Source organism: Streptomyces sp. NPDC018000, assembly GCF_044328025.1.
Classification (GTDB): Bacteria; Actinomycetota; Actinomycetes; order Streptomycetales; family Streptomycetaceae; genus Streptomyces.
Genome location: NZ_JBIRGM010000022.1, coordinates 59146 through 82517 on the forward strand (window position 1 = coordinate 59146; position 23372 = coordinate 82517).

The 23372-nt window shown below is 71.3% G+C and carries 19 protein-coding genes and 1 pseudogene; 7 read left to right on the forward strand and 13 right to left on the reverse strand.

Going from position 1 to position 23372, the window contains the following annotated elements:
- Positions 1 to 63: 63 nt before the first annotated feature.
- Entirely contained in the window at positions 64 to 1911 is a 1848-nt protein-coding gene (locus tag ACH4EW_RS28235; RefSeq protein ID WP_398261636.1) for a glycoside hydrolase family 15 protein, read from the reverse strand.
- Between the two features lie 113 nt (positions 1912 to 2024).
- Here ACH4EW_RS28235 and ACH4EW_RS28240 point away from each other — a divergent pair, with 113 nt between their 5' ends.
- The 6 genes from ACH4EW_RS28240 (at position 2025) to ACH4EW_RS28265 (ending at position 7093) form a co-directional block, all read left to right on the forward strand.
- Positions 2025 to 2165 carry a hypothetical protein gene (locus tag ACH4EW_RS28240; RefSeq protein ID WP_398261638.1) on the forward strand — a complete coding sequence of 47 codons (141 nt, stop codon included), beginning with the start codon at positions 2025 to 2027 and terminating at the stop codon, positions 2163 to 2165.
- Between the two features lie 102 nt (positions 2166 to 2267).
- Positions 2268 to 2480 carry a ferredoxin gene (locus ACH4EW_RS28245; RefSeq protein ID WP_398261640.1) on the forward strand — a complete coding sequence of 71 codons (213 nt, stop codon included), beginning with the start codon at positions 2268 to 2270 and terminating at the stop codon, positions 2478 to 2480.
- A complete protein-coding gene (locus tag ACH4EW_RS28250; RefSeq protein ID WP_398261642.1) occupies positions 2467 to 3837 on the forward strand; it encodes an NAD(P)/FAD-dependent oxidoreductase in 1371 nt (456 codons plus the stop codon). Before ACH4EW_RS28245 ends, ACH4EW_RS28250 begins: the two co-directional genes overlap by 14 nt.
- A 31-nt stretch (positions 3838 to 3868) precedes the next feature.
- The gene (locus ACH4EW_RS28255) at positions 3869 to 5050 is read left to right on the forward strand and encodes a cytochrome P450 (protein WP_398261644.1); all 1182 of its coding nucleotides are present in this window, start codon (positions 3869 to 3871) and stop codon (positions 5048 to 5050) included.
- A gap of 186 nt (positions 5051 to 5236) precedes the next feature.
- Positions 5237 to 5929 (forward strand): GntR family transcriptional regulator, encoded by a 693-nt coding sequence (locus ACH4EW_RS28260; protein WP_398261646.1) that lies wholly within the window; start codon positions 5237 to 5239, stop codon positions 5927 to 5929.
- Positions 5930 to 6070: 141 nt separating this feature from the next.
- Positions 6071 to 7093, forward strand: a complete 1023-nt coding sequence (locus ACH4EW_RS28265) for a proline racemase family protein (RefSeq protein WP_398261648.1) — start codon at positions 6071 to 6073, stop codon at positions 7091 to 7093.
- A gap of 62 nt (positions 7094 to 7155) precedes the next feature.
- Here the strand turns inward: ACH4EW_RS28265 and ACH4EW_RS28270 are convergent, their stop codons facing one another.
- The 12 genes from ACH4EW_RS28270 to ACH4EW_RS28325 all read right to left on the reverse strand — a co-directional run bounded on the left by ACH4EW_RS28270 (position 7156) and on the right by ACH4EW_RS28325 (position 21140).
- Positions 7156 to 7668: a copper chaperone PCu(A)C gene (locus ACH4EW_RS28270; protein ID WP_398261650.1), complete on the reverse strand. Its 513-nt coding sequence runs from the start codon at positions 7666 to 7668 to the stop codon at positions 7156 to 7158.
- Positions 7669 to 7738: 70 nt separating this feature from the next.
- Complete coding sequence (locus tag ACH4EW_RS28275) at positions 7739 to 10018, reverse strand: heavy metal translocating P-type ATPase (RefSeq protein WP_398261652.1); 2280 nt, start codon at positions 10016 to 10018, stop codon at positions 7739 to 7741.
- Entirely contained in the window at positions 10018 to 10278 is a 261-nt protein-coding gene (locus tag ACH4EW_RS28280; RefSeq protein ID WP_398261654.1) for a hypothetical protein, read from the reverse strand. The genes ACH4EW_RS28275 and ACH4EW_RS28280 overlap by 1 nt, the downstream gene beginning before the upstream one ends.
- Before the next feature lie 279 nt (positions 10279 to 10557).
- Positions 10558 to 11154: a sigma-70 family RNA polymerase sigma factor gene (locus ACH4EW_RS28285; RefSeq protein ID WP_398261656.1), complete on the reverse strand. Its 597-nt coding sequence runs from the start codon at positions 11152 to 11154 to the stop codon at positions 10558 to 10560.
- Positions 11155 to 11307: 153 nt separating this feature from the next.
- Positions 11308 to 12096, reverse strand: a complete 789-nt coding sequence (locus ACH4EW_RS28290) for a hypothetical protein (protein ID WP_398261658.1) — start codon at positions 12094 to 12096, stop codon at positions 11308 to 11310.
- 105 nt (positions 12097 to 12201) lie between these two features.
- Positions 12202 to 13140, reverse strand: a complete 939-nt coding sequence (locus ACH4EW_RS28295) for an L-tyrosine/L-tryptophan isonitrile synthase family protein (RefSeq protein WP_398261660.1) — start codon at positions 13138 to 13140, stop codon at positions 12202 to 12204.
- Between the two features lie 275 nt (positions 13141 to 13415).
- The gene (locus tag ACH4EW_RS28300; RefSeq protein ID WP_398261662.1) at positions 13416 to 14690 is read right to left on the reverse strand and encodes a cytochrome P450; all 1275 of its coding nucleotides are present in this window, start codon (positions 14688 to 14690) and stop codon (positions 13416 to 13418) included.
- Positions 14691 to 14703: 13 nt separating this feature from the next.
- Entirely contained in the window at positions 14704 to 16530 is a 1827-nt protein-coding gene (gene asnB, locus ACH4EW_RS28305) for an asparagine synthase (glutamine-hydrolyzing) (protein WP_398261664.1), read from the reverse strand.
- Between the two features lie 73 nt (positions 16531 to 16603).
- Positions 16604 to 18049: an MFS transporter gene (locus tag ACH4EW_RS28310; RefSeq protein WP_398261667.1), complete on the reverse strand. Its 1446-nt coding sequence runs from the start codon at positions 18047 to 18049 to the stop codon at positions 16604 to 16606.
- 87 nt (positions 18050 to 18136) lie between these two features.
- Complete coding sequence (locus ACH4EW_RS28315; RefSeq protein WP_398261669.1) at positions 18137 to 18988, reverse strand: ABC transporter ATP-binding protein; 852 nt, start codon at positions 18986 to 18988, stop codon at positions 18137 to 18139.
- Positions 18985 to 20067 carry a FecCD family ABC transporter permease gene (locus tag ACH4EW_RS28320; protein ID WP_398261671.1) on the reverse strand — a complete coding sequence of 361 codons (1083 nt, stop codon included), beginning with the start codon at positions 20065 to 20067 and terminating at the stop codon, positions 18985 to 18987. The genes ACH4EW_RS28315 and ACH4EW_RS28320 overlap by 4 nt, the downstream gene beginning before the upstream one ends.
- A gap of 2 nt (positions 20068 to 20069) precedes the next feature.
- On the reverse strand, positions 20070 to 21140 hold the full coding sequence (locus ACH4EW_RS28325) for an ABC transporter substrate-binding protein (protein ID WP_398261674.1): 1071 nt from the start codon (positions 21138 to 21140) through the stop codon (positions 20070 to 20072).
- Positions 21141 to 21649: 509 nt separating this feature from the next.
- Between ACH4EW_RS28325 and ACH4EW_RS28330 the strand changes: the two are divergent.
- Positions 21650 to 23372, forward strand: a pseudogene (locus tag ACH4EW_RS28330) (hypothetical protein); the annotation flags it as partial.

The following is a 23372-nucleotide window of genomic DNA, read 5'->3' on the forward strand; positions in this document are numbered from 1 at the left end:
TCTCTGTGCTGATCTCTTGGCGGTTTCGAGGACTGAGCCGGGCACAAGACGGGGCACCGTGGCTCACCGTTCTTCCAAGGGGGCATCGAAGGATTCCAGGCGCTGCCGGTCGAGGGCATCGTCCAAAGTAGTGGCGGCCATGATCAACGACAGATGAGTGAACGCCTGCGGGAAATTGCCCAGTTGCTCACCGCTGGGGCCTATCTCCTCGGCGAAAAGACCGACATGGTTGGCGTAGGTCTGCATCTTCTCGAAGGCGTAACGCGCCGGGCGCAAGCGCCCAGCGCGGGCGAGGGCGTCCACATAGAAGAAGGTGCACAGGCTGAAGGTGCCTTCGGAGCCGCGCAGTCCGTCGGGGGATGCCTCGGGGTCATAGCGGTAGACAAGGCTGTCCGACACGAGGGTGCGTTCCATGGCATCGAGCGTGGACAGCCAGCTCTCCGTTTTCGGAGTCATGAAGCCGACCCGGGGGATGAGCAGCAGCGCGGCATCGAGGACTTCGCCTCCGTAGTGCTGCACGAGAGCCTGGTCCTTCTCGTTCCAGCCACGTTGCATCACCTGTTCGAGGATCGCGTCACGAGAGGCGGTCCACCGCACGGTGTCGGCGGGACGGCTGTACTCGGCCGCCAAGCGCAGCCCGCGGTCGAAGGCCACCCAGGACATCACTCGGCTGAAGGTGAAGTCCTTGCGTCCGCCGCGGGTTTCCCATATGCCCTCGTCGGGCCGGTCCCAGGAGTCGGCAAGCCAGTCCAGCGTCCGGGCGACGTTCTTCCAGCCGTGATAGCCGGCCCGCATGGTGATATCGCCGCCCTCGGCCAGGGCGTAAAGCGCCTCGCCGTAAATATCCAGCTGCAACTGATCGGCGGCGCCGTTCCCGGATCTCACCGGATACGAGCCGCGATAGCCCTCGAAGTGTGTGAGCTCCTCCTCCGGCAGCTGAGGATCTCCGTCGACGCGGTACATGGTCTGCAGCGGTTCACCTCCGATGCCCTCACGGGCTCGGAAGCGGTCTCCCAGCCAGTGGGTGAAGTCCGCCGCCTCTTCGACGTACCCGAGGTCGAGCAGGGCCCGCACCGACAAAGAGGCGTCGCGGATCCAGGTGTACCGGTAGTCCCAGTTGCGTTCCCCGCCGATCTGCTCGGGCAGACCCATGGTGGCTGCGGCGATCGGAGCGCCCGTCGGAGCGTAGGTGAGCAGTTTGAGAGTGATGGCCGATCGGTGCACCACTCCCGGCCAGCGCCCACGGTACCGGGAGGCACGGATCCAGCGCTGCCAGAATCCCACCACGTCCCAGAACTGCCCGATCACGCCGTCCGGTGTCGGGGGGACCGGGGGCCGGCTGTCCACGGTGTCGACGGTGAACACCGCGGCGGCCACCTCCCCCGCGTTCAAAGTGACGGCGCCCCGCACGTCCCTGCCGTCCTGCTGCAGGGGGAACGTGCTCTGCACATACGCGGTGAGACCCGGAGCCCGGAAGGTGGCGGTGCCGTCCCGGAGGTCGAGTTCATGGTCGGCCCGGCCGTAGTCGAACCGCGGGCGGCACTCCAACACGAAGTGCATGGTGCCACGTACTGCCCGCACTCCGCGGATCAGCGTATGCCGGTCGGTGGCCCTGCCGGTTCGGCCCGGCGGCATGCAGTCGAATATCTCCCCAACCCCGTCGGGCGACAGGAAACGCGTCACCAGGACCGCGGTGTCGGGATAGTAAAGCTGCTTGCACGTGGCGCCCTTGGCCTCCGGAGCGAACAGGAAATGGCCGCCGCGATCATGATCGAGCAGGGCGGCGAATATGCTGGGCGAGTCGAACCGGGGGGCCGCGAACCAGTCGATGACCCCCTGCGAAGAAACCAGGGCAGCGGTCTCCAGGTCGCCGACGATGCCGTGGTCGGCGATGGGCGGGTACCGGTCCATCGTTCTGTCGCCTTTCCGAAGCCCCTCTTCCACTGTCGTCCTGGACTGCCAGGGACGCCAGGGGAGCACCACACGGGCCGGGTACGCGGGCAGCGCTCAGGATCTTCGAGAAGATGCTCACCTCCGCCATCCATCTCGGCCTGTACGCCGAAGAGACCAGCCACACCGCAGAGCAACTGAGCGTATTCCCCCAGGCGTTCGCACACCCGAGCCTCATCGGCGCCGGGTTCGGCCGCGACAGGGCCACGGACTGACAACTGACCGGCAACGCCCCGTGAGCAGTCGCCGTGCGAGTCGGCGGTGCTCGGCTCATGCTGGAAGAAAAGGGGGCTGTGGCGACAAGGGAAGTGGTGCGGATGCGAACCGTTGTGGACCTCACGCGCTGCCAGGGTTATGCACAGTGCGTGTTCCTCGCACCAAAGATGTTCGAACTGCACGGCGAGGAAGGACTGCTGTACGCCACGGCCGTCCCGGACGACCAGGCCGAGCACGTGCGCCAGGCTGCGGCGGCCTGTCCGGTCCAGGCCATCCTCGTCGGTGAAGAGGTGAACCCCGATGACCGCCGGTGATCTTCGGGAGGGCCGGATCGTGATCGTCGGTGCGTCCCTGGCTGGGCTGAGGGCCGCGGAGACGCTGCGCGAGGAGGGCTTCACCGGCTCCCTCACGGTGGTCGGGGACGAACCCCATCCGCCCTACGACCGGCCGCCGCTGTCCAAACAGGTACTGCTCGGCCGGGCGACGGCGGGCACCACCGAACTGCCGATGCGCCGGGACCCGGACGCCGACTGGCGGCTGGGAACGGCCGCCACCGGGCTGGACCCTCTGGAGAAGCGGGTGCTGCTGGCGGACGGAGAGTCGCTGCCGTACGACCGGCTGCTGATCGCCACAGGGACCCGGGCGCGGCCCTGGCCCAACGCGGCAGAGGGCGCCCTGGACGGGGTGTTCACGCTGCGCACACGTGAGGATGCCGCAGGACTGGCCGAGCGCCTGGACGCCGGGCCTAAGCGGGTGCTGGTGATCGGTGCCGGTTTCGCCGGCTCGGAGATCGCCTCGGCCTGCAGGGAGCGCGGACTGGACGTCACGGTTGCCGAACGCGGCCCCGCGCCCCTGGTGGGCGCACTCGGCGGCACCCTGTCGAAACTCGCGGCCGTCATGCAGCGCAACCACGGCGTGGACCTGCGCTGCGGGGTCACCGTCACCGCCATGCGCGGGAACGGCAGCTTCACCGGCGCGGACCTGTCCGACGGCACGCGGGTCGACGCGGACGTGTGCGTCGTGGCACTGGGGGCGGTCCGGAACGTCGAATGGCTGGCCGACTCCGGACTGGCGGCGGGCCCGCGCGGGATCGCCTGCGACGCCGGGTGCCGCGCCTTCAACATGTACGGCATCGTCACCGACGACGTCTTCGTGGCCGGCGATGTCTCCCGCTTCCCCCACCCGCTCTTCGGCTACCAGATGCTCTCCCTGGAGCACTGGGGCAACGCGGTCGAGCAGGCCGAAGTGGCAGCCCACAACATGATCAACCCGGGGCCCAGGCAGCGCCCGCACCTGGCCATACCGACATTCTGGTCGACCCAGTTCGGGCTCAACATCAAGTCCGTGGGCGTACCAATCTTCTCCGACCACGTGGTCATCGCCCAGGGCTCTCTGGAGGCGCGCCGTCTGGCGCTGGTCTACGGCTACCAGGGGCGGGTCACCGCCGCGGTCACCATCAACATGGCGAAGTCGCTCGACTACTACCGGCACCTGATCGAGACCGCGGCCCCGTTCCCGCCCCCGCCCGGCGCGCTGGACCGTGCGTTCGCGGCCGACGTCACGATTCCGTCCGACGTACCGGATCCGAAGGGGCTGTCCCACGGCCCCACCGTGGCGCTCACCGGATACCTGCCCGATCGCCGACTGACCGTGGTGCAGCCCCCGCGCTGATCCACGTCCCGTCCCACGACGAGGAGCCACCATGGCCTCCGAGACTCTGCTGGCACGGATAACCGACTACGCCAGCCGCCCCAACCCCTACCCGCTCTATGCGGAGCTCCGCGCGGCCGGTCCCGTGGTACGGCAGGCGGACGGCAGCTACCTGATCGGCACATACCACGAGATCGCCGCACTGCTTCACGACCCTCGCATGAGTGTCGACCCCCGCACCCGTGGCGAAGTGACACACAAGCCGCCGTTCCTGCGGCTCGACGACCCGGAGCACCACAGGCTGCGCACACTGGCGATGCGGCCCTTCGGGCCGCCGCACAGTCCGGGCCGGGTCGATGCCATGCGCGGCGAGATCGACCGGATCACCGAGGAATTGCTGGCATCCTTCGAGGCGGGGCGGCAGATCGACATCGTCGACGACTTCGCCTACCCGCTGCCCGTCACAGTGATCTGCCGCCTGCTCGGCGTCCCCCACGAGGACGAGCCGCTGTTCCGGGCCTGGTCCGACGCTCTGGTCGCGGCCGCCGACGTCCGGCCCGGCCAGGACACCGAGACGCTCAAGGCCGGCGACCAGGCACGGATCGAGATGGGCGGATACCTGGTCAACCTCGCCGAACAACGCCGCGGCAGTCCGGACGACGACATGCTCTCCGCCTTCGTCAACGAGCCGGATCCTGCCCTGCGGCTCACCCGGGAAGAACTCGCAGAGACGGCCGTACTGCTCCTCATCGCGGGACACGAGACCACCGTCAACCTGATCACCAACGGGGTGCTCACCCTGCTGCGCCAGCCCGAGCACCTGGACCACCTGCGCCGCGACCCCGGCCTGCTGCCGCGAGCCGTGGAGGAACTGCTGCGCTACGAACCCCCCGTCCACATGCGCGAACGCATCCCCCACACCGACATCGATATCGCCGGCACCACGATCCCCGCAGGCGTATCCGTGATCCTTGCGCTGGCCTCGGGCAGCCGCGACCCGATGAGGTTCCACGAGCCCGACCGGTTCGACCCCACCCGCCAGGACAACCAGCACCTCGGCTTCGGCAGCGGTATTCACCTGTGCTACGGCGGTCCCCTGGCCCGTATCGAGGCCCAGGCCGCACTCGGCGCGCTGCTTCCCTACCTGAGCACGGCGCGCCTGCTCCAGGATCCGCCTCCCTACCGGCAGAACGCCATGCTTCGCGGTCCCCGCCACCTGCCCATTCAGCTCTGAGTTCCGGCCGATGCCCATGTGATCGGGCAAGCACGACGCGGTCACCCTGCCGGCCCCGGGCGAGGCTGCGCGATGGTTACGCACCGGGCCTGGCCAGAATCGATACCTTTGGCGGGCTAGCGGTCACCGCGGCTTAAGGTATTACACCTTACATTTCTCGGGGCGGTTCTGTGTTATGCATGACGTGTGACTGTTTCCCGCTCCACCCCAGCCGGCAAGCCCACCGTCCGCCTGAAGGCGGTGAGCCTGCGCGAGCAGGCGCGGGAGGCGGTGCGTACCCAGATCGTTCTCGGGCAGATCGAGCCCGGGGAGGTGCGCAGCGTCATCAGTGTCGCCGAAGAACTCGGGGTCTCCATCACGCCGGTACGCGAGGCGGTGAACGATCTGGCCAACCACGGCATGGTGGAGGTCATGCGCAACCGCGGCTTCCGGGTGCCGGTGCTGACCGAGCACGACCTGGACGAGATCTTCCTCATCCGCACCCTGCTCGAAGCGCCGGCGATGACTGACGTCGTCCGGGTCCTGGACGGCGCACCCGTACCGCAGTTCCGGCAGCTCGCGGAGGAAATCGCCGCGGCGGCCCGGGAAGGGGACCTGGTCACGTACCTGGACAAGGACCGGCAGTTCCACCTCGGCCTGCTGGAGCTGCTGGGCAACGGCCGCCTGGTGACGATGGTCGCCCAACTGCGCGACCAGGCCCGCATGCAGGGGCTGCAGAAGCTGGCGGACCAGGGCGAGCTGACCGAGTCCGGCGAGGAGCACATCACGCTCGTGGAGGCGATCGAGGCGGGGGAGGGCGAACTCGCTGCTGAGCTGATGCGCAAGCACCTCGCCCACAGTCGCGGCATCTGGGCCGGCCGCGCGGAGCCCGCCTCCTGAGATGTAGTACCCATGTGCGTCGCACCGGCATTGACGGGCGATGGGTAATGTATTACACCTAACCCTCGACGGTGAGAGAGCCTGAATCACTGGTAACCGAGCAGCAATCTGCGGCGAGACGCACTGCACAAGGAGACGGCCATGACCGGGCAGCCCAAGATGATCAGTACCGCCGACTACCACACGGCCGGCGAACCCTTCCGGATCGTGCTGGGCGGTGTCCGTCCCCCGCAGGGTGCCACCATCCTCGACAAGCGCGACGACGCCATCGCGCGCCTCGACGACGTTCGCCAGCTGCTCACCCTGGAGCCGCGCGGCCACGCGGACATGTACGGCTGCTTCGTCACCGAACCCGACGACGACGGCGCCGACCTCGGTCTGATCTTCTTCCACCGCGAAGGCTTCAGCACCGCCTGCGGCCACGGCTCCATCGCTGCCGCCGTCTGGGCCTGCACCACCGGCTACGCCGCCCCGCGCGAGGACGGCACCCTCGTCCTCGACGTGCCCTCCGGCCGCGTGACCTGCCACATCAGCGACGTAGGCGGCCGCCCCTCCGTGCGCTTCGTCAACATCCCCTCCTACCTGCACGCCAAGGATGTCAAGGTCTCCACCACACACGGCACGACGCACGCCGACATCGCCTACGGCGGCGCCTTCTACGCCATGGTCGAGGCCGGCAGCCTCGGACAGGAGGTCACCCCCGCCCACCTGCCGGGCCTCATCACACTCAGCGCCCAGATCAAGGCCGACATCTTGGCCCGGCATCAGCTCGCGAGCCCCGAGGACGACCGTGTCAACGGCCTCTACGGCGTGATCTTCTACGACCGCCTCGCCACCGAGGACGGACGGATCGAAGAGCGCAACGTAACCGTCTTCGCCGACGGCCAGGTCGACCGCTCCCCCTGTGGCAGCGGCACCTGCGCCCGCCTCGCCACCCTTCACGGCCGCGGCGAACTCGGCACCGGAGAACTGGTCAACCGCAGCATCATCGACACCGTCTTCACCGGCCGTGCGGCCGGCACCACCACCATCGCCGGGCGTCCGGCGATCATCCCGGAGGTTACGGGAACCGCCTACCTCACCGGCTACAACACGTTCGTGGCCGAGCCCGGCGACGAACTTCCCACCGGTTTCCTGCTCCCCACCACCGCAGCCGACCGCTGAGCCATGAGGCGTGTGGGCGGGACGGTGCTGTGGGGTGTGGCTGCCGCGGTCCGTCCCTTCCCTCACTCCGTCCCGGGGCGGACCACCACGGCGAGAGCCTTGACCGGCCCGCTGTGTTCGAAGTGAAGGGTGAAGGGCACCAGGTCCCCGGCCCGTCGGCGTGGCGTGGCCGGAACGGTCACGTCGCTGGTGAACGGGGACATGTCGAGGGTGCCGCCCGTCGGGACGGCCAGGGAGTCCGCGACCTGCCGATAGGCCGCTCCGCCCGCGGTCATCCGGTGCCTGCTCAGGGTGATGTCCCCGCTGACCGCCGAGGACGTCACCGAGATCAGGCGGTCGGCCGACCCTCCGGTGTTGGCGATCCGGAAGAACGCGGCCGTCTCCGGCACTCCCCCGGCGGGAAGGTACAGCCGTGCGCCGGTGACGCTGATGCGCGCGGGACTGCCCGCATTGCCCGTTGCGCTCCAGACGGCGAGGCCGCCCAGGGCCAGGACGCAGGCACAGACCGGCGCGAGGGCGGCCGACGCGGTGTCCGCGAGGCGACGGCGGGTGGGGATCCAGGCGTGCGATGTCATCGGGCGGGCTCCATGCCGGAGTCGGGTACGAGAAGCGGGTCGCCGGCCCGCGCGGTGCCGGCTTCGCCCGTCACCATGGCCTCCGGCCGGACGCAGGCGCGGATCGTCGTCCCGTCGGTGACGGCTGCCAGACGCGCAGTCGCAGGCTGTTGCCGACCACGAGCAGGGAGCTGACGGACATCGCGGCAGCGGCGAGCATCGGGTTGAGCAGGCCGACCATGGCCAGGGGGACGGTCACGATGTTGTAGCCGAAGGCCCACAGCAGGTTGGCGCGGATCGTCGCCAGCGTGCTGCGGGAGAGGCGGACAGCGTCCGCCAGCGCCTCGATGTCGCCGCGCACCAGGGTGACGTCGGCGGCGCCGATCGCCACGTCGGTGCCGGTGCCCATGGCGATGCCGAGGTCGGCGCCGGCCAGGGCCGCCGCGTCGTTGACCCCGTCGCCGACGACGGCGACCCGGTAGCCCTGTTCCCGCAGCTCACGGACGAGGTCGGCCTTGCCCTCGGGGGTGCGGCGCGCGTGCACGTCCTCGATACGGAGGTCGGCCGCGACGGCTCGGGCGGGTGCCTCGCGGTCGCCGGTGGCGAGCACCGGCCGTACGCCCAGGCGTTTGAGCCGGTCCACAGCCCGGTAGCTGCCCGGCCGCAGTACGTCCCCGACCTCGATCAGCGCCTCGACCGTGCCGTCGACGCGGACCATGACCGGCGTGTGGGCGGCCGTGTCGGCGGGCAGGAGTGCCTCGGCCAGGAGTGCGGGCAGCGCATCGTCCGGGGCCAGTACCTCCACGAGCCGACCCTCCACATGACCGCGCACGCCGCGTCCATGCAGCGCGGCGAAGCCGGTCACGGCCGGGATCTCCTCGAGGGCGGAAGATCGCCGGGCGTAGGCGGCGACGGCGCGTCCCAGCGGATGCTCCGAGCCCTGCTCGACCGCGCCCGCCAGCCGGATCACCTCGTCCTCGCCCAGGCCGCCCGGTACGGCGGTGACCCGGGCGACGCTCATGTGCCCGGACGTGAGCGTGCCGGTCTTGTCGAGCACCACGGCGTCGATGTGCTGGAGCCCTTCCAGCGCCTGCGGGCCACTGACCAGGACGCCCAGTTGGGCGCCCCGGCCGGTCGCCGCCATCAGCGCGGTGGGGGTCGCCAGTCCCAGCGCGCACGGGCAGGCCACGACCAGGACGGCCACGCACGCGGTGACCGCGGCCTGCGGGTCGGCGCCGGCGCCGAGCCAGAACCCGAGCACCGTGACGGCCAGGGTGAGCACCACCGGTACGAAGACACCGGCGACTTTGTCGGCGAGGCGCTGAGCGCGTGCCTTGCCGGCCTGCGCCTCGGTCACCAGGCGAGTGATGCGGGCCAGCTGGGTGTCGGCTCCGACGGCGGTCGCGCGGACCAGGAGCAGGCCGCCGGCGTTGACGGCGCCGCCGATCACGGGTGAGCCGGGGCCGACCTCGACCGGTTCGCTCTCGCCCGTGACCAGGGAGAGGTCGACGGCCGAGCTGCCGTCCGTGACGGTGCCGTCGGTGGCCACGCGCTCTCCGGGCCGGACGACGAAGACCTGGCCGACGGTCAGTTCCTCGATCGGGACGAGACGTTCACCACCGCCGTCCCGTACGGCCACCTCCTTGGCTGCCAGTCGGGCCAGTGAACGCAGAGCCGCGCCGGTGCCCCGTCGGGCCCGCGCCTCCAGGTACCGGCCCGCCAGCACGAACAGCGGGACACCGACCGCGGCTTCCAGGTAGATGTGGGCGGCGCCCTCCGAGGCGGAGGGCACCAGGCTGAACGGCATCCGCATGCCGGGAACGCCGGCTCCACCGAGGAAGAGGGCGTAGGAGGACCACGCGAAGGACGCGACCACGCCGAGGGAGACCAGGGTGTCCATGGTCGCCGCCGAGTGCCGCAGCCCGCGTGCCGCCCTCTGGTGGAAGGGCCAGGCTCCCCAGACGACGACGGGCGCGGCGAGGACGAAGCACAGCCACTGCCAGTTGCGGAACTGCCAGGCGGGCACCATCGACAGGGCCAGGACCGGGACGGCGAGCAGGGCCGTGATGAGCAGCCGGTCGCGGTCTTGGCCGGTGTCTTTCACCTCATCCCCGTCCTCACCCGCTTCTCGCCGCGGCGGCTCGGGGAGCGCGGCGGTGTAGCCGGCCTGCTCCACCGCCGCGACGAGTTGGTCCGGGCTGGTCGCCGACGGGTGGTGCACCCGGGCCCGGCCGGTGGCGAGGTTCACGCTCGCCGTGACCCCGTCGAGTTCGGCCAGCTTCTTCTCGACGCGTTTGACGCAGGCCGCGCACGTCATGCCGCCGACGGCGATGTCGGTGACGACCTGCACGGATGCTGGTTCGGCGGTCATCAGCCCCCGCTTCCGTGGCGCATGTCCATGTCCATGTCCATGTCCATTCCGCCGCCGTCGTGGCCGCCTGACGGGCCGCCATCGGTGGTCCCGGTGCGGTGCATACCGGGCGCGACGGGCCCCACACCGGTCCCGACGGCGTAGGAGGCGGCGAACACCAGCACCAGCAGCAGGAGGAATCCGCACAGGGCGGGAGGCGGCAGAGCTCCGCGCAGCAGAGCGGTCGCCGGACGGGAAGCGGGTCGCCGAGTCTGCGGCATCTGTCATGTCTCCCGATCACGTGGTACGGCTTCCGCGAGACCGAGCCGTAGCAGTAGAGGAGTCGGGGTGATCGACGGTCGAGTTCCGGGCACCAAACGTGACCCCTGTCACAGGGGTGCTTCGGGGATGTCGACGGGACCGAAGAGTCCAGCGCCGCGACCGTCCAGTCGGGCGCGCCCCCAAGGAGCGCATGCGGGCGCGGACCCCTCCGCCCGTTCCGGCCGGAGCCGCGCCACCGGGCGACGGCCACCGGCCGGAACTGCGGCCCGGTCGTGCCGTCAGGCCACGACGGCCTCGACCCGGCAGGTGGTACCGGCCTCGTCCGCCATCATCTCGGCCAGGCTCAGCCGGGCCCGGGAGACCCGGGAGCGCACGGTACCGACCGGACACCGTGCCACTTTCGCGGCCTCCGCGTACGGCAGTCCGTACACCTGCGTGAGCATGAACGCCTCACGCCGGTCGCGCGGCAGGGAGTCGACCAGCTGCATGAGGGCGACACCGTCGTCGAAACCCGGCAGGCCGCTCGGCTGGGCGCGCTCTGCGGCACCCTCCCAGTCGACCGTGTCGGCCGCCTTCGGGCGGCAGGCCGCACGGCGCAGCCTGTCGGCGACCGCCCGGCGGGCAATGGAGAGCAGCCAGACGCGGGCCGAGGAACGGCCCTCGAACCGGTGCAGCGACGTCAGTGCCCGCAAAAACGTGTCCTGGGTGAGGTCGTCGGCGGCCTGCGCGTCATCCGCGAGGTGCGCCACATAGCGGCGTACGTCGCGTTGCAGGGCGCGCACGAAGCTGTCGACCGCTTCGCTGTCGCCGCCGGCGGCGGCGAGCGCCCACGCGGTGACCGTCTCGTCGGTCACGGCAGGCAGGGCAGGGCTCATTGTCCCGTGGTCCTTCCTCGGAAGATCCCGCACGGCCGGACCGAGGAGGGTCCGGGAGACCATCGGCCGCCGTACGGGTGGGGAGATCCGTCCGCGCGGACGCGCGCACGGGAGACCGCCGCCGCGCCGAGCGCGACGGCGGTGATCCGGCTGTCAGACGACAGCGATCGCCCCGGGAGGCCCCCGGGTGGTGAGGGTGTGGACGAGCACGAGCTGCCGCAAGCGCCGCCGGGACCGCGGCGAGGGCCGACAAGCGGGCGGACGCGGCAGCGGTACGAGTACGGCGAGCACGAGCCGCAGTGGTACGAACGCGCGGTCCGCGCAGGCACGCACCAGCGCGAAGGCCGCGCGCTCCCCCTGGGCCAGCCACAGTCCACTCAGGACGGCGGCCAGCAGGTGGGCAGCGAGCATGCCCCAGTAGGCGGTACCCGCTGTGTGGCCCATGTCGTGCATACCCGCCATCCCTGACATTTCAGTCATGGCGGCCATGTCATGGCCCATGGAGGTCATGGCGCCGGTGTCCGGCCCGGACGCGTGGTGCGGATGCTGCGTCATGCCGGCCCGCACCGCGATGTCATAGGCGCGGGCTGCCTCGGCCGGCGTGGGGTCCGCGCCGCAGAGCAGGTACGGGTCCCACTGCTGGACGGTCTGCGGGCCGTGCGCCGCCGATGTGGAGGGCTGCTGCCCGCCGGACTGCGCGAGCGTGAAACCGAGGTGCAGAACCGTCTGTACGGCGACGGTCAGACCGGCCACCGTACGGCGCCGGCGCTCCTGGCCGCCGAAGACCCAGCCGACGGCACCGACCGCGGCGGTGCCGGACAACAGCACCCACCAGGGCAGACCGGCCCCGGACATCAGCACGTGGCCGACGGCGGCGAGCACGACACAGACGGCCGCGAACATCGCGGCCCGCAGTGCGCGCAAGAATCCGCCGGCAGACATGACACCCCATCCTGGCACCCGCCGGACGGGCCGGGCACCCCGGTGCCGGGCGTCTTCCGGATCGGCCGGATCGGCACGGGTCGTACGACGGGCATGCCGCCCCGCTCACGCCCGTTCCTCGAAGTGGCTCGGTCTGCCGTGCCGGTGGACGAGGCGCCCGTACCGCTCGGCGCGGGCACGGGGCATCAGCGTCCAGGTGCCGTCGCCGCGGCGCAGGGCGACGGAGTGCCAGGGCGTGGTCCAGGCGTCGGGAGTGTCCAGGAGCCGGATGCCGAACTTGGCGGAGTCCGCCGGCTGGGGGTGGATGGAGAGCCGTACGGACCGGGGATGGTGCTCGGCCACCAGGGTGCCCCAGGCGCGGCTGCGCTGGATGACGCCGTACGCACGCCTGCGGCACTCCCGCTGGAGGGCGGAGCGGGTGCCGTTCCAGTCGGCGGTGTCCTCGACGAGGAAGCGGGTCATGCCCCGGTACAGGGCGAGGGTGTGGTCCTCGGCGTGGACCTCCGCGCGCAGTGCCTCCAGGGTGGGGGCGTACCGCGCGTGCAGCAGGGCGCGCTTGTCGTCGTGCGGGAGGTTTCCGAACACGTCGCGCAGGTCGAAAACGGCAAGACGGTCCAGGTTCGCCTCCCGTATGTAGTTTCTGAGGTGGTCGGAGTAGGCGTCTATGTGCTCGTCGGGGACCCGGATGAGGTCGCCGAAGACGTGGCCGTCGGAGCAGATGATCACGCGGGCGCCGGGCGCGTGGATCCGTTCGATGTCGCGGCACAGGGTGTCGAGGAAGGTGAGGGAGAGGTGTTCCCCCTGGTCGGGGAGGTGGCCCAGGACCTTCGCGGCGTTGGGGGATTTGCACGGGAAGGCCGGCAGGGTGAAGACCACGGGTTCGTCGGCGCGGACGAAGTCGGTGATCCGGCGCAGTGGGAGCCGGAACGTCTCCGGGGCGGCGTGCGAGGGATCGGCGCTCCGGTGGTGGGGCAGGAGCAGGTCGAACACGGCGGCGCTGGTGCTGCCCGGAGAACGGGTGTCCGGTGCGGTCGTGAGCGGCATGGTGTGGGGTCCTCCCTGAGGGGTCTGCGTGCCGCGGGCACGCGGGCATGGCCGCATGGCGCCTCGGCGTGGGATGCCGGAGGCGCCGGCGGGTCGATGTGGGGCGGCCGGCCGGAGGGGCGCTCCGCGCGTGGGTGAAGCATGGGGCCGGGTCGGTCCGGCTCTCCGGTCCGGGACAGGTCGGGCCGGGTGGAGGGTCTCCGGCGGGCGGCGGGCCGGATCCGGTGACCTCGCGCGGGCCGAACCGGCTTCAGCTCGTCGGCGGCGGACCGTTCTCAGAGGCGTCGGTCGTAGTCGGCGGGCAGGTGATCGGTGCCTCGGCCGAGGACGGCCGGGATCCACTCGATGTCCTCGTCGTCGATGGCGAGGCGCAGGCCGGGCAGGCGGGCCAAGAGGGTGCCCAGGGCGATCTGGAGTTCGGTTCGGGCGAGGGCGGCGCCGGGGCAGAAGTGGATGCCGTGGCCGAAGGCCAGGTGGGGGTTGGGCGTGCGGCCGAGGTCGAGGGTGTCGGGGGCGGGGAAGCGGCGCGGGTCGCGGTTGGCGGCGCACAGGGAGATGATCACCGAGTCGCCGGCGGGGACCTCGCGGCCCTGCAGGTCGCTGTCCTGGTCGAAGAAGCGCCAGGTGGTCAGCTCGAAGGCGCTGTCGTAGCGGAGGAGTTCGTCGACCGCGCGGGGCATGAGGTCCGGGTCGTCGCGCAGGCGGGCGAGGTCGGCAGGGTGGCGGAAGAGGGTGATCAGGGCGGTGGTGATCTGGTTGGTGACCGGTTCCTGGCCGGCCACGAGGAGCTGGAAGATCATCGAGTCCAGCTCCTCCTGCGACAACTCGCGGCGGTCGCGGGCCACGACCAGGCTGCTGAGCAGATCGTCGTCCTCGTGGTCGCGTTTGTGGGCGACGACGTCGGCGATGTAGCTCTGCAGGCCGTGCAGCCGGGCCTCGTACTGCGGCCGTCCGGGGTCGGCGGGGCCGACCGGCTGGACGACCTTGCCCCAGTCCCGGTCGAAGCGGGCCGCCAGTTCCGCCGGGAGCCCGATGACCTCGGCGAGGACCTGGAAGGGGAAGTGGGCGGCGAACCCTGCCACGAGGTCGGCGGGGCCGGCCTCCGGGAGGGCGTCGACGAGGGCGTCGGCCAGTTCCTGGAAGCGGGGCCGCAGCCGCTCGACACGGCGCGGGGTGAACGCATCGGTGACGAAGCGCCGCATCCGCGTGTGCTTCGGCGGGTCCTGGTGCAGCAGGTGCACCTGGAGCCGGCAATGCTGCGGCTCGGGCATGATCGAGGCGCGCTCCCGCCAGCGGTCGTTGCCGCGGTCGTGGTTCTTGCCGAGGCGGTCGTCGTTCAGCGCGGAGTGGGCGGCCGCGTAGCCGGTGACGAGCCACGCCTGTACGCCGCTGGGGAAGAGGACGCGGTGGACCGGGCCGGCCTCGCGCATCCGCTCGTAGAGCGGGTAGGGGTCGGCCTTGTACGGGCAGCCCATGAGCGGAACCGGGTCGGGCAGGGGTTCGTGCGTGCTGTCGGTGTCCGCGGCGGGCAGCCGCTCGTGCAGGGTCATGGAGGCGTGCTCCTCACAGGGCGAGGTCGGGCTGGTGGTGGTCGAGCCAGAGGGCGAGGTCGACGACGCGTTCGAGGCGCAGCCGGTGGCCCCACTGGAGCTGATCGGGGGCGGTGTCGAGGCAGGGTTTGATCAGGGTCTCGTCGGCGAGGGAACGGACCGTTTCGTCGGCGAGCGCGTCGCGGGCCAGGCCCTGCAGGCCGCGGTTGTAGTCGGGGTGGTGGGTGGCCGGGTAGTGGTTCTTGGGGCGGTGCAGCACCGAGTCGGGCGCCAGGCCCGTGCCCGCCGCCCGCAGGAGGCTCTTCTCCCTGCCGTCGAAGCTCTTCAGCGCCCAGGGAGTGGCGAAGGCGTACTGGACCAGCCGGTGGTCGCAGTACGGGACGCGCACCTCCAGTCCCTGGGCCATGCTGAGGCGGTCCTTGCGGTGCAGGAGCTGGCGCAGCCAGCGGGTCAGCGACAGGTGCTGCATCTCGCGCTGCCGGTGCTCGGCGGGCGTCTCGCCGTCGAGGTGCGGTACGGCGGCCAGGGCGTCGCGGTAGGTGTCGTCGCGGAACTCGCCGATGCGCAGGTCCAGTTCCGGATTGAGGGGCATGGCGGCCTCGTCGCCGGTGACCAGCAGCCAGGGGAAGGTGGGTGCGGCGAGGGCCTTGGGGTTGCGGAACCAGGGGTAGCCGCCGAAGACCTCGTCGGCGGCCTCGCCGGACAGGGCCACGGCGGAGTGCTTCCGTATCTCCCCGAAGAGGAGGTACAGGGAGGTGTCCATGTCGCCGACGCCGATCGGTGAGTCGCGGGCCGCGACGACGGCCTTGCGGTGTTCGGGGTCGAGAAGCGCGTGGGGGTCGAGGACGACGGTGGAGTGGTCGGTCCCGATGAAGGCGCCCGCCTCGGTGGCGTACGGGGTGTCGTGGCCGGTGCGCAGAACATCGCCGGTGAACTGCTCGGCCTGGTCGCTGTAGTCGACCGCGTAGGAGCGGATACGGGCGTCCGGGTTTTCGCGCGTGCGGAGTTCGTCGGCGAGCAGGGCGGTCAGGACGGTGGAGTCGATACCGCCGGACAGCAGGGAGCACAGGGGTACGTCCGCTTCGAGCTGGCTCCGCGCGGCGGTGCTCACCAGGTGGTGGACGCGGGCGACCGTCTCCTCCTGATCGTCGGTGTGCGGGCCGGCCTCCAGCTGCCAGTAGCGGCGTTCGCGGATGCCGTCGCGGTCCAGGACCAGCAGTCCGCCGGGTTCGACCTCGCGCACCCCGGACCAGACGGTCGGCCCGGTATTGAACAGCAGGCTGTACGCCTCGCGCAGCCCGTCCGCGTCAACCCGGGGCCGGATCTCCGGGTGGGCGAACAGCGCCTTGGGCTCGGAGGCGAAGGCCAGGCCACCGTCGACGTGCGCCCAGAACAGGGGCTTGACGCCGAGCCGGTCGCGGACCAGCAGGAGCCGAGAGGCGCGCTCGTCCCAGACGGCGAAGGCGAACATGCCGTCCAGGTGGTCGGCCACCGCCTCACCCCACTCGGCATACGCGCGGAGCACCACCTCGGTGTCGCTGCGGGTACGGAACTCATGTCCCCGCCCCCGGAGTTCGGCCCGGAGTTCGTGGTGGTTGTAGACCTCTCCGCTGTAGGTCAGCACGGTGGCCGGGACGTCGGGCCGGTCCGTCATCGGCTGGGCCCCGCCGGCCAGGTCGATGACCGCCAGGCGGCGGTGGCCGATCGCCGCGTGCTCGCCGAGCCAGACGCCGCCGGCGTCGGGGCCGCGCGGGGCGAGCGTCGCGGTCATGGCCTCGATGACCGGGGCCTGGGTGCGGGCGTCCTGATGGAAGGACGCCCAGCCGGTGATTCCGCACATGCGTAGGACTCCTCGGGGTGGCGGTGGAGCACGGTGGCTCAAGGGGGTGCGGCGGGAATGGCGTCGGGATGGCTCAACGGGGTGCGGCGGATGCCGCGTCGGTGGTCTCCTCGGACGGAGCTGCAGGTCGCCGGGAGGGCAGGGCCAGCAGCGGTACGGCGAGACAGGCGGCGGTGGCTGCCAGGGCCAGTCCCGCCCGTGCGCCGCCGTCCGGGCCGGTCAGGCCCCAGGCGGCGGTGGCCAGGGCCGGTCCGAGCGTGAAGCCGAGGCTGCGGGCGAGCTGGACGGTCGAGCCGACCGTGGCGGCCCGGTCCGGCGGGGCGGCCCCCATGACCAGGGCCTGGACCGGGCCGCCGTTCAGGCCCATGCCGAAGCCGGCCGCTGCCAGCCGCCAGGCCACGTCGGCCGGCGACCAGCCGTCGCCCAGCGGGACGAGCAGCAGCAGGCCGGCGGCGGTGAGCGCGGCGCCGGTGAGGGCGACGGGCCTGGCGCCGTACCGGTCCGCGAGCCGTCCGCCGAGGGGGCCTGCCACGCCCATGCCGAGCGGGAAGGCGAGCACCGCCAGGCCGGTCGCGGTCGCGCTGACGCCCTCGTCTCGCTGGAGGTGCAGGGCGATCACGTAGTGCGCGGCGGCGAAGCCCGCGGCCAGTGCCAGCACCGCGCCGTGCGCGCGCAGCAGGCCCGCCGCCCGCAGCACACCGGCCACGGGTCGGCCGCCCGGCCCACGCAGCCACCACCACAGCGGCACCGCGGCGGCCGGGGCGAGCGCCAGCCACGCGGAGGTGTAGGCGGCCAGGGTCAGCGACAGCAGCAGGACCGCCACACCGGCGGCGACCAGCGCGGCGTCGGCGAGCGCCCGCCGGCCGGCGGTGGACGCGCGGCTGCCCTGACTCGGCGCCGGCCGGGCTCCCGCCGTCCCGCCGCGGGGCACCCGCACCGCCACGATCAGAACGACCAGCAGGCAGAACGGGACCTTGACGAGGAAGATCCAGCGCCAGCCCAGGTGGTCGAGGAGCAGTCCGCCGACCGCCGGGCCGGTGACCGCGCCCAGCGGGCCGAGGGTGGCGGGCACGCTCATGGCCCGACCTCGCAGTTCGGGCCGTACCGAGCGGACGGCCAGCACCGGCATCAGGACGAACAGCACGGCGCCGCAGGCACCCTGCGCGATCCGGGCGGCGATTAGCCAGGACATCCACGGGGAGACGGCGGCCAGCGCGCTGCACAGCGCGAAGCCACCGGTGGCCACCAGCAGCGCGGTCCGGGTGTCCGTTCCGTCCAGTCGCCGGCCGGCCGGAAGCAGGAGCGCGACCACCGGGAGCTGGTAGCCGAGTACCGCCCACTGGGCCGTCTCGGCCGGCACGCCCAGCCCCGCGGAAATGTCCGCGACGGCCACGTTCACGATGTTCATGTCGAGCATCGCCACGAACGACAGCACGCCCGCCACGGCCACCAGCAGCCAGCGGTCCCGCACCTCGGGTATGTCCCCGGCCTGCTCCGAACCGGAGCCATGGTCCGTCACTCGTTCCCTCCCCCACTCGGTGGCCACCGGTGAGCGGCCTCGTATCAGAAGTCGGGCAAGTCGGTGGGTGAGTTCCCGGGGCCTGTATCACGGGCCGGGACACACGCTCGCCTCTCCGGGAGCCGGCTCCCCCTCGCCCGTGTCCGGCGCCCGGAGTTCCTTCCGTCCCGCCGGCCGGCGGTGGTCGAAGGCGATCAGCGGGTCGCCGGTCAGCGGATGCTCCGTCACCGCCGCGCGCACGCCGAACACCTCGGCCAGCAGGCCGGGGGTCAGGACATCGCGGGGCGCGCCGGAGGCGACCACGCGGCCGTCGTGCAGGACATGCAGCCGCTCGCACACGGAGGCGGCTGCGTTGAGGTCGTGCAGGGAGACCAGGGTCGTGCGGTGCCGGCCGCGCAACAGGGCGAGGAGCTCGACCTGGTGACGTATGTCGAGGTGGTTGGTCGGCTCGTCCAGGACCAGGACGTCCGTCCGCTGGGCGAACGCGCGGGCGAGCAGGACGCGTTGCCGCTCTCCGCCGGACAGTTCCGTGAAGCGGCGTTCGGCGTGGTCCGTCATGCCGACGTCGGCGAGAACCCGGGCCACGATGTCCCGGTCGTCGGCGTCCTCGCCCGCGAAGGCCCGCTTGTAGGGGGTACGGCCCATCGTGACGACCTCACGCACCGTCAGCTCGAAGTCCCCGCCCCGCTCCTGCGGGAGGGCGGCGATGTGCCGGGCGGACCGCGCCGGGCGCAGCCCGCTCAGGTCCGTGCCGTCGAGCAGGACGCGCCCGGCGACGGGCTTGAGATGCCGGTACACGGTCCGCAGCAGCGTGGACTTGCCGCTGCCGTTGGGGCCGACCAGGCCGGTGATCTCACCCTCGGCCGCGATCAGGTGCGCGCCGGCCACGACCGTGCGTCCGCTGTAGGCGACGTGCAGGTTCTCGATGTCGATCCTCAACTGCCACTCCCCAGGCGTCTGTCCAGCAGATACAGCAGTGCCGGCGCGCCGATCAGCGAGGTCACGACACCGACCGGCAGTTCCTGTGTGTCCATGGCCGTGCGGCACACGATGTCGACGACCACCAGCAGCAGCGCGCCGAACAGCGCGGACACCGGCAGCAGGCGGCGGTGGTCGCCGCCGACGACGAGGCGGCAGACGTGCGGGACCATGAGCGCGACGAAGGCGATGGCGCCGGAGACCGCGACCAGGACGCCGGTGAGGAGGCTGGTGACCGCGAACAGCTCCCGGCGCAGCCGTACGACGTCGATGCCGAGGCCGGCGGCGGTCTCGTCGCCCATCAGCAGGGCGTTGAGTCCCCGCGCCCGCGCCTGTAGCAGCAGCCAGACCGCCGGAACCGTCACCGCGGGAGCGGCCAGCAGCGGCCAGTTCGCGCCGCTGAGGCTGCCCATCAGCCAGAACAGCACGCTGTGGGTCTGCTGTTCGTCCCCGGCCTGCAGCACCAGATAGCTGGTGAACCCGGACAGGAACTGCCCGATCGCCACCCCGGCAAGCACCAGTCTGAGCGGGGCGAAGCCGCCGCCGCGCCGGGCGACCGCCCAGACAAGGGCGAAGGTGGCCAGGGCGCCCGCGAACGCGGCGCCTGACAGGCCGAGGCCCAGCGCGCCCCCGCTGCCGAGCCCCAGCACGATGGCGGCCACGGCCCCGAGGGAGGCGCCGTTGGAGACACCGAGGAGGTACGGGTCGGCCAGCGGGTTGCGGACCAGGGCCTGCACCGCCGTGCCGACCAGGCCGAGTCCCGCGCCCACCAGGGCTGCCAGCAGCGCCCGGGGCAGGCGCAGTTGCCACACGATCAGGTCGTCGGTGCCGGGTTTCGGGGCCTCTCCGCTCAGTCTGTTCCAGACCACGCTCCACACCTCGCCCGGCGGGATCGGCGTGGAGCCCCAGGCGACCGCCGCCGTGACGGCCGCGACGAGCACGGCGGCGAGGAGCAGCGACAGGGGGCCGGCGGGTACGGAACGCCGCGCCCGCGCGGTCGCGGCGTCCGTGCCCTTCCGGCTCACCGGTGTGTCGAGCACGGTCAGCCGACCTTGCCCGGGTAGAGGGTCTTCGCGATCTCCTCGACGGTGTCGGCGTTCTCGACACCGGCGATGGTGGTCCGCTCGGAGCCGATGCGCAGGAAGTGGCCTTCCTCCACGGCCTTCAGGCCCTTGGTGGCGGAGTTGTTCTCCAGCCACTTCCGGGCCTCGTCGAACGCCTTGTCGTTGGCCGCCTCACTGCCCCGGTCGCGCACACCGAGCTGGATCCAGTCCGGGTTCCTGGAGATGACGTCCTCCCAGCCGACCTGCTTGTAGTCGCCGTCGCAGTCGGCGAAAACGTTGCGTGCCCCGGCCAGCGTGATGACCGCGTTGGCAATCTGGCGGTTGCAGACGGCGGTCGGCTGCTTGGTGCCGGCATCGTAGTCGAAGAAGAAGTACGTCGGGCGTTCGCTCTCGGGCGTCTCGCCAACGGCCGTCCGGACGGCGTCCACCTTCTCCTTCATCCCGTCGACGAGTTCCTTCGCCTCGGCGTCGGTGCCGGTGACCTCGCCGAGGGAGGTGATGTCGGCTTCCACGGCGGACAGGTCGGTCATCGGGCTCTCGCTCTGCGCGGCGCAGGCGGTGGACTTCAGGTAGATGTGCTTGATCCCGGCCGCCTTGAACTCCTCCTCGGTCGGCGCGTCGCCCATGCCGCCGCCCATGTTCATGGAAGCAAAGGTGTCGATGTACAGGTCGGCGCCGGAGCCGAGGAGCTTCTCCTTCGGGATGACGGACTGGCTGAGCACCTTCACCTTCTGCGCCTGCGCGTCGAGTTCGCCGGGCAGGCTGCCCTTGCCGGGCGGGAAGCCGGTGCCGATCACCTTGTCCCCGGCACCGAGGCGGAGCAGCATTTCCAGGCTGGAGGCGTTGCTCGTGACGATCTTCCCGGGTGCCTCGGAGAACGTGGTCCTGGCACCCATGCAGTCCGTGACGGTGACCGGGTAGTCGACTGCGGCCGGCTTCCCGGCGGGGCTCGCCTCGTCACCACCCCCGTCGCCGTCACCGCAGCCCGCCACCAGGAGGGTGCACAGCACCACAGCCGTCGTGCCGCCCCACCACATGCGAGAACGCATCATCACTCTCCCGGAATGTTCACTCGGTGCACGGGTGGACCGTCTGCCACCCGGTCCAGTAGTCGCGGCGCACGGGGCCCGAGTTCCCGCCCCGCGAGAAATCGGCGGGGCGAAACCGTCGGACACGTGGGCGGGTCGTGCGGGGTACAGGTCGTCGTCGAGTTCGACCAGAACCCGGAGGGCGTTTGCGTCTGCAGCGACCAGTACGGCAGGCGTGCGCGCCTCGCCAGCCGCCTCGCCAGCCCAACCGCTATGCGCGCAGGGGCCGTTGCACAAGGGTTTGGCGGAGGACGAGTTCGCCATTCCGTCACGATCTCGCCTAAAGCCCCTTTAAGATCGCTGACAAGGCGGTTCTCCGCATCTCTATCTACTCCCTCACGAGCAGGGCTTCAGGCCCTTTTGAACGCTGAGAGCAGGGGATGACTTCTACACATGAAAGAGCGAAGGGAGCCGCGCCCGAGCCGCGTCAGCGTGGTTTGGGCGTGCTCGGTCGCCGCACCGTCGGCTGCGTGCTCGCGCTCGCCTTGGGAATCGGCAGTGGCTCGTTAGCCGCGGCGCCTTCGGCGTACTCGCAGGCGGGAGACGGATCGGTGACGGTCCGGGTGATCCGGGCCGTGGACACCAGCGGCGTGTGGACGCCCGCACTGGAACCGGGCATCGCGGGCGTCAAGGTGACCCTCACCGACGACGCCGGTGTGGGCGTCGAGGGGGTCACGGCGGCCGACGGCACCGTGACACTGACCCCGACGGCGGGTGAGACCACCAACGGCAAGTACCGCGTGCAGGTGGTGAATCCGAAGCCGGGTGTGCTGTTCCCGGCCTTCGCCTCGCGCCAGGGGCTGGACGGTGCCCCCAACCAGTTGAGCAGCAATGAGGAGTTCGTCGACCTCTCCGACGGGAAGAGCGTGGCGTACACCACCGGGCTGTGGAGTCCGGGTGACTACTGCCAGAAGAACGCAACACTGGTGACGACCTGTCAGCCCGCCACGCGCGAGGGCGGGACCCAGCGGACGCTGGTCTCCTTCCCGTACAGCGCGCGCGGCCAGGACGGCGTCGACGTCAACGTCACGAACATCGCCACCAACACTGAGACCGGCACGCTGTACGGCATCGCGTGGAACAAGGCCGACAAGCGGGTGTTCTCCTCGGCGGTGGCCAAGCGCACCACGGACTACGGTCCGGGCGGCGCCGGCGGAATCTATGTGACCGACCTCGCGCAGAAGAAGACCACCCGGTTCACCACCGTCCCGGACGCGGGGACAACGGCGCACGGCCCGGGTACTGACGACGCCTTCCTCGCCGTGCCCGGCAAGGAGAGCCTGGGCGGCATCAAGATCACCGACGACGGCAAGGACCTGTTCGTCGTCAACCTCAACAACCGCAAGCTCTACCGTTATGACGCCACGGCGGCGACCGCGGCGGCGCCCGAGGAAGTCACCGCCATCCCGGACCCGGGCTGTCCGGCAGCGGTGGACTGGCGCCCGTTCGGCCTGGGCCTGCACGACGGCATCGGCTACGTCGGCGGGGTGTGCTCCGGCGAGTCCACCGGGAAGGTCTCGGACCTGCGCGCGGTGGTCATGCCCTTCGACCTCGCCACCGGCGCCTTCCAGACGGCCGTGCTGAACCAGCCGCTGGACTACCCGCGCGGCTCGACGGTCGGCGGTGGCCCGTGCGACGGCGCGGGCTGGTTCCCGTGGACGAGCACCTACCCGGTCTCGCAGAACGGCCGTCCGTGCGGCAATTCCACCATCGCCAACCCCGAACCGGAGTTGGGCGAGATCGCCTTCGAGACCGACGGTTCAATGCTGCTGGCGTTCCGCGACCGCTTCGGCGACCGCGCGCCGGCAGGCCCCACGCCCGGCTCCGCCGCCGTCGTCATGTCGGGCGGTGACCTGAACAAGGCGTGCCCGGTGGACGGCATGTATGTGATGGACACCAACAATGGCTGCGGGCTGTCCCCTCGGGGCACCCGGTTCTTCGACACCAGCTGGGGTGGTCACCGCAACACGGCGTTCGCGGGCATGGCGCTCTCCAAGGTCGAGAACACCATCGCGACCTCCGCTTTCGACCCCAACCACACCGCCCTCGGGTACGGCACGTCGTTCCTCCAGCGTGATGGCAAGCAGGACCCGAAGTTCGGCCTGCGCCTCAACCCACCCGGGGAGGCCGCCGCGTTCGGCAAGGGCGCCTCGATGGGTGACCTGGAGGTGCTCTGCGACCAGGCCCCGCTCC

What these genes read in the sequence shown, in the direction of transcription:
- ACH4EW_RS28235 (WP_398261636.1), bottom strand. Translation starts at nt 1,911, where the DNA reads ATGGACCGGTACCCGCCCATCGCCGACCACGGCATCGTCGGCGACCTG.
- ACH4EW_RS28240 (WP_398261638.1), top strand. Translation starts at nt 2,025, where the DNA reads ATGCTCACCTCCGCCATCCATCTCGGCCTGTACGCCGAAGAGACCAGC.
- ACH4EW_RS28245 (WP_398261640.1), top strand. Translation starts at nt 2,268, where the DNA reads ATGCGAACCGTTGTGGACCTCACGCGCTGCCAGGGTTATGCACAGTGC.
- ACH4EW_RS28250 (WP_398261642.1), top strand. Translation starts at nt 2,467, where the DNA reads ATGACCGCCGGTGATCTTCGGGAGGGCCGGATCGTGATCGTCGGTGCG.
- ACH4EW_RS28255 (WP_398261644.1), top strand. Translation starts at nt 3,869, where the DNA reads ATGGCCTCCGAGACTCTGCTGGCACGGATAACCGACTACGCCAGCCGC.
- ACH4EW_RS28265 (WP_398261648.1), top strand. Translation starts at nt 6,071, where the DNA reads ATGACCGGGCAGCCCAAGATGATCAGTACCGCCGACTACCACACGGCC.
- ACH4EW_RS28270 (WP_398261650.1), bottom strand. Translation starts at nt 7,668, where the DNA reads ATGACATCGCACGCCTGGATCCCCACCCGCCGTCGCCTCGCGGACACC.
- ACH4EW_RS28275 (WP_398261652.1), bottom strand. Translation starts at nt 10,018, where the DNA reads ATGACCGCCGAACCAGCATCCGTGCAGGTCGTCACCGACATCGCCGTC.
- ACH4EW_RS28280 (WP_398261654.1), bottom strand. Translation starts at nt 10,278, where the DNA reads ATGCCGCAGACTCGGCGACCCGCTTCCCGTCCGGCGACCGCTCTGCTG.
- ACH4EW_RS28285 (WP_398261656.1), bottom strand. Translation starts at nt 11,154, where the DNA reads ATGAGCCCTGCCCTGCCTGCCGTGACCGACGAGACGGTCACCGCGTGG.
- ACH4EW_RS28290 (WP_398261658.1), bottom strand. Translation starts at nt 12,096, where the DNA reads ATGTCTGCCGGCGGATTCTTGCGCGCACTGCGGGCCGCGATGTTCGCG.
- ACH4EW_RS28295 (WP_398261660.1), bottom strand. Translation starts at nt 13,140, where the DNA reads ATGCCGCTCACGACCGCACCGGACACCCGTTCTCCGGGCAGCACCAGC.
- ACH4EW_RS28300 (WP_398261662.1), bottom strand. Translation starts at nt 14,690, where the DNA reads ATGACCCTGCACGAGCGGCTGCCCGCCGCGGACACCGACAGCACGCAC.
- asnB (WP_398261664.1), bottom strand. Translation starts at nt 16,530, where the DNA reads ATGTGCGGAATCACCGGCTGGGCGTCCTTCCATCAGGACGCCCGCACC.
- ACH4EW_RS28325 (WP_398261674.1), bottom strand. Translation starts at nt 21,140, where the DNA reads ATGCGTTCTCGCATGTGGTGGGGCGGCACGACGGCTGTGGTGCTGTGC.